At 59.7% G+C, this 17,124-nt stretch carries 14 protein-coding genes; 4 read left to right on the plus strand and 10 right to left on the minus strand.

The window, feature by feature from the left end; all coding sequences use genetic code 11:
- On the plus strand, positions 1 to 343 hold a 343-nt coding region (locus J7412_RS00005; protein WP_209075853.1), incomplete at its 5' end, for a hypothetical protein.
- A 263-nt stretch (positions 344 to 606) separates the two neighbouring features.
- Here the strand turns inward: J7412_RS00005 and J7412_RS00010 are convergent.
- Positions 607 to 1,338 carry an SDR family oxidoreductase gene (locus J7412_RS00010; protein ID WP_209075854.1) on the minus strand — a complete coding sequence of 244 codons (732 nt, stop codon included), beginning with the start codon at positions 1,336 to 1,338 and terminating at the stop codon, positions 607 to 609.
- Positions 1,339 to 1,536: 198 nt separating this feature from the next.
- On the opposite strand from J7412_RS00010, the gene J7412_RS00015 reads away from it, so the two are divergent.
- Positions 1,537 to 2,421 carry an AraC family transcriptional regulator gene (locus tag J7412_RS00015; protein ID WP_209075855.1) on the plus strand — a complete coding sequence of 295 codons (885 nt, stop codon included), beginning with the start codon at positions 1,537 to 1,539 and terminating at the stop codon, positions 2,419 to 2,421.
- A gap of 29 nt (positions 2,422 to 2,450) precedes the next feature.
- Here J7412_RS00015 and J7412_RS00020 read toward each other — a convergent pair whose 3' ends face one another.
- The 6 genes from J7412_RS00020 to J7412_RS00045 all read right to left on the minus strand — a co-directional run bounded on the left by J7412_RS00020 (position 2,451) and on the right by J7412_RS00045 (position 10,451).
- Positions 2,451 to 4,430, minus strand: coding sequence for a methyl-accepting chemotaxis protein (locus tag J7412_RS00020; protein ID WP_209075857.1), 1,980 nt, complete (start codon positions 4,428 to 4,430; stop codon positions 2,451 to 2,453).
- Positions 4,431 to 4,797: 367 nt separating this feature from the next.
- The gene (locus J7412_RS00025; RefSeq protein ID WP_209075859.1) at positions 4,798 to 6,741 is read right to left on the minus strand and encodes a methyl-accepting chemotaxis protein; all 1,944 of its coding nucleotides are present in this window, start codon (positions 6,739 to 6,741) and stop codon (positions 4,798 to 4,800) included.
- A 310-nt stretch (positions 6,742 to 7,051) separates the two neighbouring features.
- A complete protein-coding gene (gene msrQ / locus J7412_RS00030) occupies positions 7,052 to 7,678 on the minus strand; it encodes a protein-methionine-sulfoxide reductase heme-binding subunit MsrQ (RefSeq protein ID WP_209075863.1) in 627 nt (208 codons plus the stop codon).
- On the minus strand, positions 7,671 to 7,895 hold the full coding sequence (locus tag J7412_RS00035; protein WP_209075866.1) for a GDCCVxC domain-containing (seleno)protein: 225 nt from the start codon (positions 7,893 to 7,895) through the stop codon (positions 7,671 to 7,673). Before J7412_RS00035 ends, msrQ begins: the two co-directional genes overlap by 8 nt.
- A gap of 5 nt (positions 7,896 to 7,900) precedes the next feature.
- Positions 7,901 to 8,806 carry a protein-methionine-sulfoxide reductase catalytic subunit MsrP gene (gene msrP, locus J7412_RS00040; RefSeq protein WP_209075869.1) on the minus strand — a complete coding sequence of 302 codons (906 nt, stop codon included), beginning with the start codon at positions 8,804 to 8,806 and terminating at the stop codon, positions 7,901 to 7,903.
- Positions 8,807 to 8,966: 160 nt separating this feature from the next.
- Positions 8,967 to 10,451, minus strand: coding sequence for an FMN-binding glutamate synthase family protein (locus tag J7412_RS00045; protein WP_209077454.1), 1,485 nt, complete (start codon positions 10,449 to 10,451; stop codon positions 8,967 to 8,969).
- Between the two features lie 314 nt (positions 10,452 to 10,765).
- Between J7412_RS00045 and J7412_RS00050 the strand changes: the two genes are divergently transcribed.
- The gene (locus J7412_RS00050; RefSeq protein WP_209057446.1) at positions 10,766 to 11,737 is read left to right on the plus strand and encodes an alpha/beta hydrolase; all 972 of its coding nucleotides are present in this window, start codon (positions 10,766 to 10,768) and stop codon (positions 11,735 to 11,737) included.
- Here the strand turns inward: J7412_RS00050 and J7412_RS00055 are convergent.
- From J7412_RS00055 to clpB, 3 genes are all read right to left on the minus strand, one after another.
- Positions 11,724 to 12,377: an HAD family phosphatase gene (locus J7412_RS00055; protein ID WP_247743703.1), complete on the minus strand. Its 654-nt coding sequence runs from the start codon at positions 12,375 to 12,377 to the stop codon at positions 11,724 to 11,726. The two genes, J7412_RS00050 and J7412_RS00055, sit on opposite strands and share 14 nt — an antisense overlap.
- A 7-nt stretch (positions 12,378 to 12,384) precedes the next feature.
- Entirely contained in the window at positions 12,385 to 13,740 is a 1,356-nt protein-coding gene (gene dgt / locus J7412_RS00060) for a dGTP triphosphohydrolase (protein ID WP_209075872.1), read from the minus strand.
- Positions 13,741 to 13,828: 88 nt separating this feature from the next.
- Complete coding sequence (clpB, locus tag J7412_RS00065; RefSeq protein WP_209075876.1) at positions 13,829 to 16,444, minus strand: ATP-dependent chaperone ClpB; 2,616 nt, start codon at positions 16,442 to 16,444, stop codon at positions 13,829 to 13,831.
- A 257-nt stretch (positions 16,445 to 16,701) separates the two neighbouring features.
- Between clpB and J7412_RS00070 the strand changes: the two genes are divergently transcribed.
- A complete protein-coding gene (locus J7412_RS00070; RefSeq protein ID WP_209057454.1) occupies positions 16,702 to 16,968 on the plus strand; it encodes a hypothetical protein in 267 nt (88 codons plus the stop codon).
- Positions 16,969 to 17,124: the final 156 nt, after the last annotated feature.

The following is a 17,124-nucleotide window of genomic DNA, read 5'->3' on the forward strand; positions in this document are numbered from 1 at the left end:
GAAAAACTTCCTAGCGCAACCCGCTGATACTGCTCGATATTTCCAGAACTTCCCAACCCAGAGCCTCGCTCCCCGCCAGTCCGTCCCGCCGTTGTGCGCCTCAGCGCCGCCGGTGAAGGGGGTTCTAAGGTTATCACCCACCAGCCGCAAGCGCTTTTTTCACTTTTTTCCCAAATTCAAAAACTTTCTTGCAAAAATAAACAATATCAATGACCTAACCAACCAAAACCACACCCAAAAACCCACAAACCATACCCAAACCAACACAAAACAACCTTATCCACAGAGTAACCCACAGACTCGTGACGGACTCGGCCAAAGACTCGCTTCAGGAGTCGCCTGAGATACGCTGAAGACTCGCCACAAAATCAGAACGATCTCCCGAAACACCACACGCAACGCCAAACCATAACGTCGGTATCACGTCGGTAACGCATACGTTTCGCGGAGGTGGAATAATCGGACCGCAGGACCCAACGGGCGCGAAAACGCAGAATCCGCAACGGGGGCAGAAGGCAAAAAGGGCTGCCCCGCTCTATATGAGCGAAGGCAGCCCTTGGCGCCAAACTGGCGGCGGCCGGGGGAGGGAAACAGCCGCCGTCCGGTTTATGGCTGCTGACGCGTTGCGGTGATCACCACGTCGCGAATGTTCACGCCCTGAGGCTGGGCATACATAAAGGCTGCGGTGCGGGCGATGTCGTCTGCTACCAGCACGCCACCCATGCTGTCTTTCCAGGCTTCATAACCGTCGATGATCTCCTGATCGGTGGTGTGACCCAGAAGTTCGGTTTCCACGGCACCGGGGCAGAGACTCATCACACGCACATTTGCGTCGGCCACTTCTTCGCGCACGTTTTCACTGATCGCGGAAACCGCAAATTTGGTGCCCACATATGCGGCGTGGTTCGGGAAGGACTTTTTGCCCGCAATAGAGGAGACGTTGATGATGGTGCCGCTGTTGCGCGCCTTCATGTCGCCAAGCACGGCCTGCATGCCATTGAGCAGAGCAACAACATTGAGGTCATACATGCGCTGCCATTCCACCGGATCTTGGGTGTCGATCTGACCCAGCAGCATCACGCCTGCGTTGTTGACCAAACAATCCACCGGACCATAGGCGGCCTCTGCCTCGGAGATCGCGGCGCGGAAAGCGGCGGCATCGGTCACATCCACCTTGCGGCAGAGCGCATTGGGCAGACCCAGCGCTTCAATTTTCTCAACACGACGCGCAACCAGCAGCAAAGGGTGGCCCGCTTCGGAGAAACGCTTTGCCATGGCGGCCCCGATACCGGAGCTGGCACCAGTGATAACAATAAGACCTTTGGTGTGTTCGGACATTTCACTCTCCATATGATGTGCGGCTCTGGGCCGTTTGATCTGACAGGGAGATAGGACCGTTGGCGCATTTGGTGAATGATGCATTCTGTCGAAGACTTGCGCATTCCTATCAATTGGGCGCAAAAGCCCCGAAACGATCGGGCAAAACATGATCTATTGCACCTCAGGCACATGAGGTTTGGCACAGGGAGCCAGAGAATGCAGCATTTGGAAGCGGTGAAAGCACAACATGGCTTTGGCCCCGGGGCGGGGTATGTGGCAACGCAGCTGCCGCAGGTGCAGTTCTTCTGGTCCACACAGACCGTGCCGCGCGCGCCGCTGATCTATAATGCGGGCATTGTGCTGATCCTGCAGGGCCACAAGATCGGCTATCTGGGCGATCACGTCTTTACCTATGATCCGGACCATTATCTGGTGGTCAGCCTGCCGACCCCGTTTGACTGCGCCACCTTTGCCACCGCAGAGGACCCGATGCTGGGGCTCTTCATCAATATTGAGCCTGCCGAGCTGCGCAGCCTTGCACCTCTGGTGGACAGCGACACATTGAGCCCGACCGCCGCGCCTCTGGGGCTGTCCCCTGCCCCTGTGGATGCCGAACTGAAAGGATCGGTTGACCGGCTGCTCAAGGCGCTGTGCTCTGAGGCGGAAAGTCAGGCTTTGGGAAATGGCATTGTGCGCGAGATTCTGTTTCACGCACTCAAAGGGCCCCATGGTCCGGCGCTGCAGGCCTTGGCCAAGTCCGATTCACATTATGACCGGGTGGCGCGCAGCATCACATTGATCCGCGAACACTACCCCGACAACATCAGCGTGGATGCTTTGGCGGAAACCGCAGGCATGAGCGCGCCGGTGTTTTACCGCGCGTTCAAGAGCATCACGGGATCATCCCCCTTGCAGTATCTGAAGGCCACGCGCCTGAGCCGGGCCAAAGGTCTGTTGCTGGAAGGCGGCATTGGCGTGGCCGAGGCGGCACATCGGGTGGGATATGAAAACGCAGCCCATTTCAGCCGCGAATTCAAAAAGCATTTTCAGGTCAGCCCCAAAGAGGCGCAATCATCAGGTTATCATCCGATTGATCTGTGATCGCCCGACGGTGAGCTGAGAGGGCCGGTTTAGAACTCCGCCCAGATGTCGGCCGCCGCGCTGCCATCATCAAAGGTGATCGCCGGGGCCGGGGCCGCAGCCGTTGCAGCCGCCGGGGCTGCGGGCTTGGGCTGAGCGGCTTTGGCTTTGGCGGGCGCGGGTTTCGGCTTTGGCTTCGGTGCTGAGGCCGCTTTGGCGGGCGCATCATTGGCTTCGGCCACTGGAGCCTCTTCGGCAGTCTCAACAACTGGGGGCGTCGGACGTTTGCGCGCCGCTGCATCAATATTGAAACGACCCACCAGATCCGCAAGCTGCGTGGCATCGCCTTTGAGCATGTGGCCTGCGGCAGTGGCCTCTTCGACCATGGCCGCGTTTTTCTGTGTGACCAGATCAAGCTGAGAGACACCGGCGTTGATTTCACCCAGACTTGCGGATTGCTCCACCGCGCCTTCGGCAATGTCAGACACCATCTGGGAAATGCTCGCCACACGTTCGGTGATGCTGTTGAAGGACTCGCCGCCCTTGCCCACCAGCTCAACGCCCTGTGCCACCAGCTTGGAGGAGTCTTCGATCAGGTTCTTGATTTCCATTGCCGCCTCAGAGGAGCTGTGGGCCAGATTGCGCACCTCGGAGGCCACAACCGCAAAGCCACGGCCCGCATCCCCGGCGCGCGCGGCCTCGACCCCGGCGTTCAGGGCCAGCAGGTTGGTCTGAAAGGCGATGTCATCAATCACCGAGATGATCTGTGCGATCTGGCTGGAGCTGCGTTCGATTTCGGTCATGGCCTGAACCGCGTTTTGCACCACGGCGCCGCTGCGTTCGGCCTCGGATTTGGCCTCATCCATCGCGCTTTCCACGCTGCGGGCGCCTTCGGCGGCGGCTTTCACAGAGGTGGTCAAGTCATCCAGCGCGGCGGCGGTTTCTTCCAGTGTGGCCGCCTGGCTTTCGGTGCGTTTGGAAAGATCGTCAGAGGCCTGACTGATTTCACCGGCACCATTGCGGATCGAGCCTGCGGCCTCGATCACCTCGGTCATGGTCTGGCTGAGGTTGGCGATGGAGGCGTTAAAATCTGTCCGCAGCGCTTCGTAGTGCTCCGGGAAGGAGGTGGTGATGCTGGCCGCCAGATCCCCTTTGGACAGGCTGGAAAGATGGGCGGAAAGCGTCTGCACCACTTCGCTCTGGGCGGCATCGCGGCGTTTCTGCTGTTCTTCCAGCGCGCCCTGACGCACCAGCGCATCGCGGAACACAGCCACCGAGCGGGCCATATCCCCCACCTCGTTTTTGGTCTCTGTGAACGGGATGTCGCTGTCGGTGTCGCCATCCGCCATAGTGCCCATACGGGTGCTGAGCTGATTGAGCGGGCGGGTCACGCTGCGGGTGATAAAAAAGGCCGCAATCCCCAAAATCAGGAGCGTGCCAGTCAGCGCTGCGATGGCTTCGTTGCGCAGCAGAGCCAGATCGGCCTCGATGTCAGAGACATAGGCGCCGGTGCCGATCGCCCAGCCCCAGGGCTCAAACTGCAGCGCATAGCCCAGTTTGGCCTCGGGCTCATCGCTGTCCGGTTTGTTGAAATGATAGAGCACGCTGCCATGGCCGGTTTCAAAGGCGGCGTTGTAGAGCGCCTCAAACAGGCGCAGACCGTTCACATCCTCCAGTTCGCGCTGGCTGGTGCCGATCCAGTTGGGCCGGTGGGGGTGCACCTGCATGATGTAGTTCTTGTCAAAGACAAAGAGATAGCCGGTTTCATCATAGGAAAACGTATTGAGACGTTCGCGGCCGATGGCCTGTGCCTCTTCCAGCGTGTAGGCGCCGGATTGCACGCCGGCGTGCAGATCGTCGAGCAGGCTCGCGCCGATTTCCGTGATGTGGTGCAGTTCCTTTTCGCGCATGGTTTCGATGGAGCTGCGCATGTGGGTCTGCAGGATGGTGGTCAGGCCAACGGACAGGGCAAGCGCCAGCACCGCAAGCGCCACGATGCGGGTGGAGAGTTTGGACAGGAAGGTTGGCATAATTTGGCGGCCCCAATTTAGAAAAGAGTGTGCTTACTTTTTTGGTAGGACCGCAGAGGTTAAGGCCGACTTACTGTGTGTCATTGAGCAGGGCATTTGGGGCTCGGATGGGACGATCCGCAGCAAAGTGCACAAAAAACGCGCAAAGTTGAGACGCGGAAAACCGCGCGGTTTCAAATGATTAAAACATCTTTGAGTTGTGCGTCTCTCGCCCTCACCTCAATACCTAAAATTCTTCCGATTTCAGGTTGTTTTTGCGGTTTGGGCGCGGGGGGCTAGCGGAATGCCGTTGGATGGCTGGGGGGATGCAAAGAAAAACGCGGCCCCTGAGGGACCGCGTTCTTCGTGGTGTAGGAGGGCAGAGGGTTTAGAATTCCGCCCAGATGTCGGCCGCTGCATTGCCATCATCAAAGGTGATGGCCGCCGGTTGGCGCGCAGGCTCGGCCTTGGCGGGCTGCTCTGCGGCGGGTTTGGGCGCTGCCGGTTTTGGTGCTGCGGCCTTTGGTTTGGCGGCAGGTTTGGCAGCTGGTTTCTCAGAAGAGGTCACAGCTTTCACCACAGGGCGTTTGGCTTTGGCGGCGCCGAGGTCGAAGTTGTTGACCAGATCCACCAGACGCGCCGCATCGCTTTTGAGCAGGTGACCGGCGGCGGTGGCCTCTTCGACCATGGCGGCGTTCTTCTGGGTCACGTGATCCAGCTGGGACACACCGGCGTTGATTTCGCCCAGACCAGTGGATTGCTCCACCGCGCCTTCGGCGATGCCTGACACCATCTGGGAAATCTTGACGACGCGCTCCACAATGCTGCCCAGCGCTTCGCCGGTTTTGCCAACCAGATCCACACCCCGTTCCACATGTTTGGAGGATTCATCAATCAGCGCCTTGATCTCGTTTGCCGCCTCAGAGGAGCTGTGCGCGAGCTGGCGCACCTCGGATGCCACAACCGCAAAGCCACGGCCAGCATCGCCTGCGCGGGCGGCCTCAACCCCGGCGTTCAGCGCCAGCAGGTTTGTCTGGAAAGCGATGTCGTCAATCACCGAAATGATCTGAGAAATCTGGCTGGAGCTCTGCTCGATCTCGGTCATGGCTTTGACCGCGTTCTGAACAATCTCGCCGCTGAGCTCCGCTTCGTTTTTGGCATCCGCCATGGTGGATTCCACATCACGCGCGCCGGTGGCGGCGGATTTGACCGAGTCAGTCATGTCATCCAGCGCCGCAGCGGTCTCTTCCAGCGTTGCCGCCTGGCTTTCCGTCCGTTTGGACAGATCGTCAGAAGCCTGGCTGATCTCATCTGCACCGTTGCGGATGGAGCGGGCCGACTCGACCACTTCGGTCATGGTCTGGCTGAGCGTGGTGATGGAGGAGTTGAAGTCTGCGCGCAGCGCTTCGTAATGCGACGGGAAGCGCTCGATGATTTTGGCCGACAGATCGCCTTGAGCCAAACGTGACAGATGGCTGGAGAGCGTGGTCACAACTTCGCTTTGCGCGGCGTCGCGCTCTTTTTGTTCTTCTTCCAGTTCTTTCTGACGCACCAGCGCATCGCGGAAGACACCCACGGTGCGGGCCATGTCGCCCAGCTCGTTCTTCGTTTCGGTGAACGGGATGTCGCCGTCGGTGTCACCCTCGGCCAGATCATTCATGCGGTTGCTGAGTTTGCCCATCGGGCGGGTGACGCTGCGGGTCAGGACGACGGAGGCCACAACCAGAAGCACCAGTGTGATGCCAAGCACCATCAGCGCCTTGTTGCGGATTACTGCGATCTCGGCGTCGATGTCGGACACATAAGCGCCGGTGCCGATCACCCAGCCCCAAGGTTCAAAATACCGGATAAAGCCAATTTTGGCTTCCATCACATCGCTGCCCGGCTTGATGAAGTGATAGATCAGCGTACCGGCACCGGTGGCGCGGGTCGCGTTCTTCAGCTCCTGATAGACATAGATCCCGTTGGTGTCCTGAAAATCCTTGCGGTTCACACCAACGGTTTCTGGTGCAACGGGGTGGGCCTGAATGACGTAGTCATCGTCAAAGGCGTAGACATAGCCATTCTCCCCAAAAGCCATGTTCGAGAGGCGTTCGCGCGCCAGATCTTTGGCCTCTTCTTCTGTGTAGCGACCCGCTTGAACATCGCTTTCAAGATCTTTGAGCAGGTTCACACCAATTTCGGTGATCGCGTGCAGCTGCTGGTCACGCATGCTTTCTGCTGCGCGGGTGGCCTGATTTTGCAACACGATGGTCAGCACAATCGACAATGCCAGCGCCATAGCGGCGAGTGCAGCGATACGCGTGGAGATTTTGTGAATGAATGGGGGCATGATTTCGGGATTCCTACACCAACCGATACTTTTGGAGGCGGGAGATAGGGGGCACCGGGTTAATGTTCGCTTACTGCCAGAGGGCGATTTTCGCGGCGCGATTGGTGAATTTTCTCGGCGAGACGGCAAAAACCGATTGGTGCCTCAAAACGACCGGTGTGAAAGCCAGTGACAACAAGGGCTTAGGTCAAGGCAAAGCGGGCTGAAGAAATAGAGAGAATGCGAGAGGAATTCTCAGCGGCGCACAACGTTTTTGCCCGCCCTTCAGGAGCGGGCGAAACTGGCCGCCCGGCAGACAAGCGCAGAGACGTCAGGCGGCGCTGCGCAGGGGGCCTTTTTTAGGGTGGCGCATCTGACGTTTGGGCAGGCGGCGCAGGGCGATCAGGCCGACGATCACGATCAGATAGACATAAGGCTCATACTGAAAGCTCTTGATCTGCATGATGTAGTGGATGCCGCCCAGCAGCACGGCGAGGTAGGTCGCCTTGTGCAGTTTGCGCCAGTTGGGGCCGAGCTTGCGCACGGAGCGGTTGTTGGAGGTCACCGCAAGCGGCAGCAGGATCAGCAGAGAGGCCATGCCCACGATGATATAGGGGCGTTTGGCGATGTCCGCCCAGACCTGGCTGAGGATCTGAACATCGAGCACCATCCAGACCAAAAAGTGCAGCAGGATGTAGAAAAAGCTGATCACCCCAAGCGCGCGGCGCCAGCTGAGAAAGTTCAAAGGGGTGAAACGGCGCAGCGGGGAGACCAGCAGAACCGCCACCAAGACCTGAAGACCCGCCTTGCCCAGCGCGTGCTCCATCGCCTTGACCGGATCCACGCCCAGACCGCCGGTGAAGCCCGCATAGAGCAGCCAGACCGGATAGGCGGCCCCGACAAGATATAGCAGCCAGCTTGGTGTTTTGCGAATGGCGGTGTTCAGAGCGTCAGTCATCGCTACCTTCCCCGTATGTTTCGCCACGCTGGATCGGCGGGCACGGCGCGGTGCCGTATGAGCAGAACACACAGCAATCGCCGGGCAGCGGTTTGATCAGCCCGTCACAGGAGGGGCATTCCAGAAAGAAAAGGCAGCTGTCCTCAGGCATCTGATGTGCCTCCTCGTGACCGCAATGCGGGCAGATCACTTGGGATATGAGGATCAGCCCCTGCATCCGGCTTAGTAGTTCTTCCGCAGGTCCATGCCTTCATAGAGGCCGGCCACTTCTTTTTCATAGCCGTTGAACATCAGCGTCGGGATGCGTTTGGCAAAGAAGCCGCCACCGATCGGGCGTTCAGACGCCTGAGACCAGCGCGGGTGATCCACCTGCGGGTTCACGTTGGAATAAAAGCCGTACTCGCTTGGGATCGACTTGTTCCAGCTGGTGGGCGGCTCTTTGTCCGTCAGCGTGATGCGGACAATGGATTTGATCGACTTGAAGCCGTATTTCCAAGGCACCACCAGACGGATCGGCGCGCCGTTCTGGTTTGGCATGGGTTTGCCGTAAATCCCGGTGGCCATCAGCGTGAGCGGGTGGTTGGCCTCGTCCAGACGCAGGCCTTCGACATAGGGCCATTCAAGGAAAGGCTGGCGCTGGCCGGGCATTTCTTCCGGGCGGTAGAGCGTTTCAAAGGCCACGTATTTTGCCCCGGACTGCACACCGGCGAGATCCAGAAGGTCTTTCAGCTCAAAGCCGTTCCAAGGCACCACCATGGACCACGCCTCAACACAGCGGAACCGGTAGATGCGCTCTTCAATCGTCATCTTGGACATGATGTCGCTCAGCGCGTAGTCGCCCGGATTGTCCACCATGCCGTCGATCTTGATCGACCAGGGTTTGGTGGTCAGCGCAGCGGCGTAGCGGGCCGGGTCTTCCTTACGGGTGCCGAACTCATAGAAGTTGTTGTACTGGGTGATGACGTCAAATGGCGTTGGCTCCAGCGTCTCGGCGGCGGCCTGTGCCTTGGGCGCGATGGTTGCAAGGCCAAGACCGGCCATGCCTGCCATGATCTGACGGCGGTTCAGATAGGCGGACTTTGGGGTCACATCGTCATGTGTGAGGTCGTTGGTCCAGCGGTGGGCCATGTAGAGTCTCCTTTGTCTTGAGGAGAGACATAGCGCATTTGCCCCCCCAATCGCCACAAAGACAGGCCACACCAGCGGTCACGATGATGTGGGCGGGCTGTAATGTTTTGGTGCGGCCCTCGCCTGCCCTGCCAAACAGGAGGACAGGCGCGCGGCGCGGTCAGACGCTTTCGGGGCGCGGGAAGACCTCGTTCATCGGCACGGAGCGGCCGTTTTCCTGCACCAGACGCACGTGGCGGCGGCGCAGTTTGCGCGGATCAGACACGCCCACGGAATGTGAGAGCACCTCGACCTCTTTCACGATGGCTTTGGCATAATTGGCCACGCGCGGGGCCTTGCGGTCCACCACGAGACCTTTCTGGAACCGCGGGTCATGAGTGGTGATGCCGGTTGGGCAGGTGTTTTTGTTGCACTTGAGCGCCTGAATGCAGCCCAAGGAGAACATGAAGCCACGCGCAGAGGTCACAAAATCCGCGCCCGCCGCCAAGGCCCAGGCCACATCGCCGGGATTCACCAGCTTGCCTGACGCGATCAAGCGCACGCGATCCTGCAGGCCGAATTCTTCGCGCAGATTGGCCACCAGCGGCAGCGCTTCGCGCACCGGCATCCCCACCAGATCCATCAGCGGCATGGGGGCCGCACCGGTGCCGCCTTCGCCGCCGTCAATGGTGATGAAATCGGGCGCAAAATCCGCGCCGCGCCGGGTGATGGCTTCAAAGAACTCCCGCATAGTGGTTTCCGCGCCCACCACGGTTTTGATCCCGACCGGCTTGCCTGTGACCTCGCGCACATGGGTGAGCATGTCGATCAGGTGATCAAAGCTGTCGATTTCGCGGTGGCGGTTGGGGGAGATGCCATCCTGCCCGACTTTGAGGCCGCGAATGGCGGCGATTTCCTCGGTCACCTTCTCGCCGGGCAGAATGCCACCTTTGCCGGGCTTGGCCCCCTGCGCCATTTTGATTTCAAACATGCGGATGGCCTCGTGGCTGGCTACCTCCGCCAGTTTGGCATCATCCAGACCACCGTGTTCATCACGCACGCCAAACTTGGCCGTGCCGATCTGAAACACCAGGTCGCAGCCGCCCTCATAGTGAAATGGCGACACGCCGCCCTCCCCGGTATTGAGCCATATCCCAGCCTGCGCCGCACCCTGGCTGAGCGCCTGAATAGCGGGTTTGGACAAGGCACCGTAGCTCATGCCCGAGATATTGAAGAAAGAAGGCGCCAGATAAGGGGTGCGGGCGGTTGGCCCGATCAGCAGAGGCTCTGATTTGGCATATTGGTCATCGAGCGGCGGGAAAGGATCATTCACAAAGATCGGCGTGCCCGGCACGCTGAGGTTGCGGGTGGAACCAAAAGCAATGGTGTTGGATTTGCCTTCGCCGGCGCGCCCGACCCATTCCCGCTGCGCACGGTTGAAGGGCAGCTCTTCGCGGTCCATGGCAAAGAAATACTGGCGGAAAAATTCACCAAGCTCCGAGAAGATATGGCGGAAGCGTCCGATCACCGGATAGTTGCGGCGGATGGCGTCTTCGGTCTGGCTGCGGTCGACAACAAAGAGGACAAGGGCCAGAAGCACCAGAGCGGCAAAGATCAAAACAAAGACGAGACCCAGCACTTCGACGATGTCAAAGGCGGTTTCCATTGAGGCTGCCATTTCCATAGGTGGCGCTCCTTATGATTATTTTGGCCTTAAAGTGATCTTATGTGGCCCAAGGGGCAAGTCACGATCAGACAACAAATGCGTGTGTTGGGCGACAAACAGCGCGCAACGTTGCGAGGTCAGGAGTTTCGATCTAGGCTGATCTTACTGTTTCTGAGCCCGCAAATCCTGCCTTTCTTCCGCCTATGGGGATCATTTATGAGATCGCTGCGGTGGGGCTGCGTATTTTGCAGGATGTTGGGCCATTTGTGCGCTGCGCGATATTCAGCGCTTTGTTTATTGAGTGGATGTGTCTCATGTTATTTATCACCAATCGTTTTCCCACCCAAAGCATTCGCAGCCGTAAGGGCCGCCGCTTTACCTTTGATCTGGACAACAACGCGCCGTCCAACTCGGTGTTTTACTGCGAGACGGGCGCGGATGGGCACCACACGGAGATCACCAGCGATGAGTTGTTGAAGCGGGTGCGCGAAAGCCAGCGCCGTCAGATCCTGCTCTATGTGCATGGGTTCAACAATCTGCCGGATGTGGTGTTTGAGCGTGCCGCCGAGCTGCAGGCGTTTTGTGATGCGGCCAAACCCAAGGAAGTTCTGGTGCTGCCGCTGATCTGGCCCTGTGACAACGGGCTGGGTGTCGTGCGGGATTATTGGGATGACCAGAAATCCGCCGACCAGAGCGGCTATTCCTTTGCGCGGGTGCTGGAGCGGTTCATGAAATGGCGCAACAGCGCGGACAATGAGCCCGAGGTGGCGCCATGCCTGAAGCGGATCAATCTGATTGCGCATTCCATGGGCAACCGGGTGCTGCGCCAGACTCTGGTTGCCTGGGATCAATATGACCTGGCCGCCGGCGTGCCGCTGTTGCTGCGCAACACATTTATGGTGGCCGCCGATGTGGTGAATGAGACCGTGCATGAGGGCAAGCCCGGCGCGCTGATCAGCCATGCCTCGCGCAATGTGGTGGTCTACTACGCTTCAGACGATCTGGCCTTGCGGGCCAGCAAGGCGGCAAACCTGCGCAACAAGGTGGCATCCCGGCGGTTGGGGCATACGGGGCCGGAAAACATCGGCCGCACGCCGCGCAATGTGTTTCAGGTGGATTGTGACGATGTGAACACCAGCTATGACACCCCCACCGGGCATATGTATTTTCTCGACGACGGAGGCGGCAAGAAGCCGGGCAAGGTGTTCAACCACATGTTTGACTGCATCCTGAACGGGCGGGTATTCCCCGATGACCCCGATCAGCGCTCGATCATTTTGAAGTAAGCCCCAGCAGGCCCGGCAGCGCACGCATTTCGTCAAAGACGTCGTCACAAATCGGCATGAGGCGGGTCGGGTCTGTGTCTGCGGTGAAGCCCAAGGTACGCATGCCTGCCGCTTTGCCTGCGCGGGCACCGCTGGGGCTGTCTTCCACCACCACGCAGTTTGCAGGGGCAATGCCCGCATCGGCCGCAGCCTTGAGATAAACGTCAGGTGCGGGTTTGGGGTTAGTCACATCTTCGCGGGAATAGATGCGGCCTGCGAGACGTGAGGCGATGCCGCAGCGGGTGAGCGTGATCTCCATTTTGGCATGCGGGCCGTTTGAACAGACCGCATAGGGAATACCTGCAGCATCCAATGCATCGAGCGTGTCAATGGCGCCGGGGATCGCGGCGACCTCGGAGGCAAGGCGCGCAAACATTTCCGCGTAGATCAGATCAATCCAATTGTCCTCAAGGGTGGCCCCAAGACCGCGCACTGTTTTGGCAACGCCCGCGATGGTGCCGCCGACAAAGAGGTCTATGACCCGGTCATGGGACACTTGCAGGCCGCGCGCGGCGAGGTTTTCCACCAGCAGCGCGTTGGTGACAGGCTCACTGTCCACCAGCACGCCGTCACAATCAAAGAGAACAAGATCTGGGGTCATGGGCATGTCAGGCGGTGCCCGAAACCATTTGGGCGGAAGCAATGGCGTGGCGGTCTGTCATGCCGGAGACAAAATCGGTGATCCCATGGGCGGCGGTATAAGGATTGCTCACGTCACGCAGATCCAGGCCAAGGGCGCGGACAAGTTGCGCCTCGTAGCTGGGCAGCGCGTCTGCGTTCCAGTTGTTTTGGCGCAGCGCTTCATAGACCGGCAACACGCCATCAAGCACCCGCCAGATTGCGTTGCGGCCCTGAATTTCCAGCCGCGTTTTACGCGGGGCGGTAAACAGGCGCTCGCGTGCAGTTTCCTTGATGCGCGCGAAGGCTTCATTTTTGTCCGACACGGCAATCAGCTCATCTGAGAACTGGCCGGACAGGATGGCATCGTGATGGGCGATGAAGGCGGCCACACAGGCGTCAATCGCGCCGCCAATGGCGCGGGCGCGCAGGTAGCTGATGCGCTCATAAGGCGTGTAGGCGGATTGATCGCGGTTGGTCAGACGGCAGAGCGGCGCGAGCAGCTGCTCCACCCGTTCAAGGCTGAGGTCGCCGGCAGAGTAGCCGTCTTCGAGATCCACAATGTTGTAGCAAATGTCGTCTGCCGCCTCGACCAGATAGACCAGCGGGTGACGCCGCCACCAGAGGCTGCCATCAGGTGCGGTTTCTTCGGGCAGGCCCAGCGCCTGTGCCACGGTTTTGAGCGTGTCATATTCGCTGTGAAAGGCGCCAAACTTCTTCGCGCCCACATAAGGCGCCTTGCCGCCATTGGCCGCTTTCAGCGCGGCGGAGGTGCTCGCCGTCATTGGGTATTTGGTGAAGGCTCCAAGTACGGCGTTAGACAGACGCATACCGCCCTCGTTGCGGTACATTTCCAGCCGGGTGACGATGCGAAAGCCCTGTGCGTTGCCTTCCAGCGGGGTGAATTCCGCCTGCTTGGCGGGGTCAAAATCCGCAAATAGCCCCTTGTTTGCCGCAAATTTTTCAGCAAACCAGCCGCCCATGGCCTCTTCGCCTGAGTGGCCAAATGGCGGATTGCCAATATCGTGTGCCAGACAGGCCGCGTGGACGATGCCCGCGATCTTGGGCGCTTCGCCAGCGGTCAGATGCCCCTGCTCTTCCAGCCAGCTGCCAACTTTCATACCCAAGGTGCGACCGACGCTGGCGACCTCCACCGAGTGGATCATGCGGTGGCGCAGGTGATCGTGCTCATAGAGCGGGTGGACCTGTGTTTTGTTGGCGAGCCTGCGAAACGGCGCAGAGAAGGTGATCCGGTCGGCATCCTGCACGAAGTTCTGGCGAAGGGGGTCTTCCTGTTTGCCAATGTCAGAAGCGCGGTCGGTGTTGATCAGGGTGTGCCAGTCCAAAATGTGAGGTCCGTTTGTCTGTCAGTGAAGTCTGTGGGTGAAAAGAAAAAGCCCGCTGCGGACAGCGGGCTTTCTGGAAGATTTCAGATCAATGCACAACCGCATCGTCGGGTTTTGATTGCCCGGAAGTGCCAAGCCGGTCGCCGATGATCAGCCCATCCGCCCCGGCGCTAACCGGGATGGTGTCGCCGTCTTTCACATCCCCCGCCAGCAAAGCCTCGGCCAGCGGGTTTTGCAGGGCGCGCTGGATCACGCGTTTGAGTGGGCGGGCGCCGAATACCGGATCATAGCCTTCATCGGCAAGCCATTTCTGCGCGCCTTCGTCGAGCTCGATGCCGATTTTGCGGCCTGCGAGACGTTTCTTCAGGCGGGCGAGCTGGATCTCGACGATGCCATCCATATCGGCGCGGGCGAGACGGTCAAAGATGATGGTCTCATCAAGACGGTTGAGGAATTCGGGGCGGAAGTGAGCCCGCACCGCATCCATCACATCACGCCGCGCATCAGAGGCATCCGCGCCCTCGGGCAGCTGGCTGAGCGCCTGTGCGCCAAGGTTGGAGGTGAGGATGATCAGCGTTTGCTTGAAATCCACCGTGCGGCCCTGGCCATCGGTTAGCACACCATCATCAAGCACCTGCAAAAGCACGTTGAAGACATCGGGGTGGGCTTTCTCGACCTCATCAAACAGCACCACCTGATAGGGGCGGCGGCGCACGGCCTCTGTCAGCACCCCGCCTTCGTCATAGCCGACATAGCCGGGAGGCGCGCCGATCAGGCGGGCGACCGCGTGTTTCTCCATAAATTCAGACATGTCGATGCGCACCATGGCGCTGTCGTCATCAAAGAGGAAGTCGGCCACGGCCTTGGTGAGCTCGGTTTTCCCCACACCTGTCGGGCCGAGGAAGAGGAAGCTGCCAAGGGGGCGGTTTTCATCGTTGAGGCCTGCGCGGGCGCGGCGCACGGCGTTGGACACGGCGGTGACCGCTGCATTCTGACCAATCACGCGGGCGTGTAGGTCGTCTTCCATGCGCAGGAGCTTTTCGCGCTCGCCTTCAAGCATCTTGGAGGTTGGGATACCTGTCCAACGCTCGACCACCTGGGCGATCTGTTCCGGGCGCACGGCTTCTTCCACCGTCATTTCGCCTTCGCCGTTTTCGGCCGCATCCAGCTGTTTCTCCAGATCCGGGATCACGCCATAGCTCAGCTCACCCGCGCGGGCGAGATTGCCTTCGCGTTTGGCGATGTCAAGATCGGCGCGGGCTTGATCCAGCGCTTCCTTGATGTGCTGCGCGGAGGCGAGCTTGTCGCGGCCCGCCTGCCATTTGGCGGTCAGCTCGGCAGACTTCTCCTGCAGATCGGCGAGGTCTTTCTGCAGGGTTTCTAGACGGTCCACAGAGGCGGCGTCATCCTCAAGCTGGAGAGCCTGTTCCTCGATCTGCAATTGCAGGATCTGGCGGTCAAGCGCGTCGAGCTCTTCGGGTTTGCTGTCCACTTCCATGCGCAGGCGCGAGGCGGCCTCGTCCACAAGGTCGATGGCTTTGTCCGGCAGAAAGCGATCGGTGATGTAGCGGTGGCTGAGCGTGGAGGCCGCGACCAGCGCAGAGTCAGAGATGCGCACGCCGTGGTGCAGCTCATATTTTTCCTTGATGCCGCGCAGGATGGAAATTGTGTCTTCCACTGTGGGCTCTTCAACCATCACCGGCTGGAAACGCCGCGCAAGGGCTGCGTCTTTTTCCACATATTTGCGATATTCATCGAGCGTGGTGGCGCCGATGCAATGCAGCTCGCCACGCGCCAGGGCCGGCTTGATCAGGTTGGCCGCATCCATTGCGCCCTCTGACTTACCTGCCCCAACAAGGGTGTGCATCTCGTCGATGAAGAGGATGATTTCGCCTGCGGCCTCAGTGACTTCGGTCAGAACGGCCTTCAGGCGTTCCTCAAATTCACCACGGTATTTTGCGCCTGCAATCAGCGCGCCCATGTCGAGCGCCAGCAGCTTCTTGTTGCGCAGGGATTCCGGCACGTCACCGTTGACGATGCGCAGGGCCATGCCCTCGGCAATCGCGGTTTTACCCACGCCCGGTTCCCCGATCATCACCGGGTTGTTTTTGGTACGGCGGCTGAGCACCTGCATGGCGCGGCGGATTTCATCGTCGCGGCCTATGATCGGATCGATTTTGCCTTCGCTGGCGCGTTCGGTCAGATCCTGGGCGTATTTCTTGAGCGCTTCATAGCCGTCCTCTGCCGACGCGCTATCAGCGGTGCGGCCTTTGCGGATGTCGTTGATGGCGGCATTGAGCGCTTTGGCGGTGACATTGCCTGCCTCAAGCGCGTCGCGGGCTTTGGATTTCACCATCACCAGCGCCATCAGGATGCGCTCCACCGGCACAAAGCTGTCGCCCGCCTTCTTGGCGAGGCTTTCCGCCTCCGAAAGCACTTTGGCGGAGGTGTTTTCCAGATAGGGCTGGCCGGTGTCTCCCGACACCTGCGGCTGTTTGTCGACAGCGGCATCGACGGCCTCGCGCACACGCGCGGCGTCACCACCGGCGCGGGAGATCAGATTGGCGGCGAGCCCCTGATCGTCGTCCATCAAAGCTTTCAAAATATGTTCGGGCACCAGACGCTGGTGGTTTTCCCGCATCGCGATCGTCTGCGCCGCCTGAATGAAGCCGCGCGACCGCTCCGTGAACTTGCTCAAGTCCATGGTCATTCTCCTTCTCATAAGCGCCCGATTGCCGATGACGCCCGCTTTGCGGCACGCCCGGTTGTGGGCCTCATCAAAGATGTGGGATGCGGCGTGTGTCAGGTCAAGATTGCCAGACAGGAATTTGCATTCGTCTCAACAAATGCGGGAATTCCAGTGCGAAAAGGGCACAAAAATTCCCCTAAATTGAGACAATTTTCGCCCTATTTTCGCGCCAGACTGAACGTCGAACAGAATGTTTATGGGGGTGGCATGCCATGCATGTGACAGAAATTCAGATCACCAACCCGATGTATCGCCAGACACTGGGCGAGTTGACGGCTGTGGTGAGCCTCAGCAGTGCATCGCGTGATGTGCGGGTGCATTGCGCAGTACCGGCAGAGGACAGCACCGAGCCGCAGAAAGGCGCCGGACGGCTGGCCTTGATCCGCGAAGCGCTGCGGCAGCTGCGCCGGATGCCAGAGATGCGCACCGGCCGCGAAGAGCTTTCCTTTGCGCCGGGTGTGTTGCCAAGCGAGGGCTGATCCGCCCCAAAGGGGATCCATTGAGCCTCCCGATGGGGAGGCTTTTTGCGTTTCTGGGCCTTTATCGGGGTTTCCGGGGCCTGCCCTGAAGCACGCAGGCTTGCCGGAGCGGGGATGAGGCGTTAGAAGGCGCACGTTTGCTTTGTGCCACCCTAA

The organism is Shimia sp. R9_3, assembly GCF_017743755.1.
Lineage (GTDB): Bacteria > Pseudomonadota > Alphaproteobacteria > Rhodobacterales > Rhodobacteraceae > Shimia.

Bases quoted from the DNA above. Each gene is read 5' to 3' on its own strand.
- J7412_RS00010 (WP_209075854.1), bottom strand. From the start codon at position 1,338: ATGTCCGAACACACCAAAGGTCTTATTGTTATCACTGGTGCCAGCTCC.
- J7412_RS00015 (WP_209075855.1), top strand. From the start codon at position 1,537: ATGCAGCATTTGGAAGCGGTGAAAGCACAACATGGCTTTGGCCCCGGG.
- J7412_RS00020 (WP_209075857.1), bottom strand. From the start codon at position 4,430: ATGCCAACCTTCCTGTCCAAACTCTCCACCCGCATCGTGGCGCTTGCG.
- J7412_RS00025 (WP_209075859.1), bottom strand. From the start codon at position 6,741: ATGCCCCCATTCATTCACAAAATCTCCACGCGTATCGCTGCACTCGCC.
- msrQ (WP_209075863.1), bottom strand. From the start codon at position 7,678: ATGACTGACGCTCTGAACACCGCCATTCGCAAAACACCAAGCTGGCTG.
- J7412_RS00035 (WP_209075866.1), bottom strand. From the start codon at position 7,895: ATGCAGGGGCTGATCCTCATATCCCAAGTGATCTGCCCGCATTGCGGT.
- msrP (WP_209075869.1), bottom strand. From the start codon at position 8,806: ATGGCCCACCGCTGGACCAACGACCTCACACATGACGATGTGACCCCA.
- J7412_RS00045 (WP_209077454.1), bottom strand. From the start codon at position 10,451: ATGGAAACCGCCTTTGACATCGTCGAAGTGCTGGGTCTCGTCTTTGTT.
- J7412_RS00050 (WP_209057446.1), top strand. From the start codon at position 10,766: ATGTTATTTATCACCAATCGTTTTCCCACCCAAAGCATTCGCAGCCGT.
- J7412_RS00055 (WP_247743703.1), bottom strand. From the start codon at position 12,377: ATGACCCCAGATCTTGTTCTCTTTGATTGTGACGGCGTGCTGGTGGAC.
- clpB (WP_209075876.1), bottom strand. From the start codon at position 16,444: ATGGACTTGAGCAAGTTCACGGAGCGGTCGCGCGGCTTCATTCAGGCG.
- J7412_RS00070 (WP_209057454.1), top strand. From the start codon at position 16,702: ATGCATGTGACAGAAATTCAGATCACCAACCCGATGTATCGCCAGACA.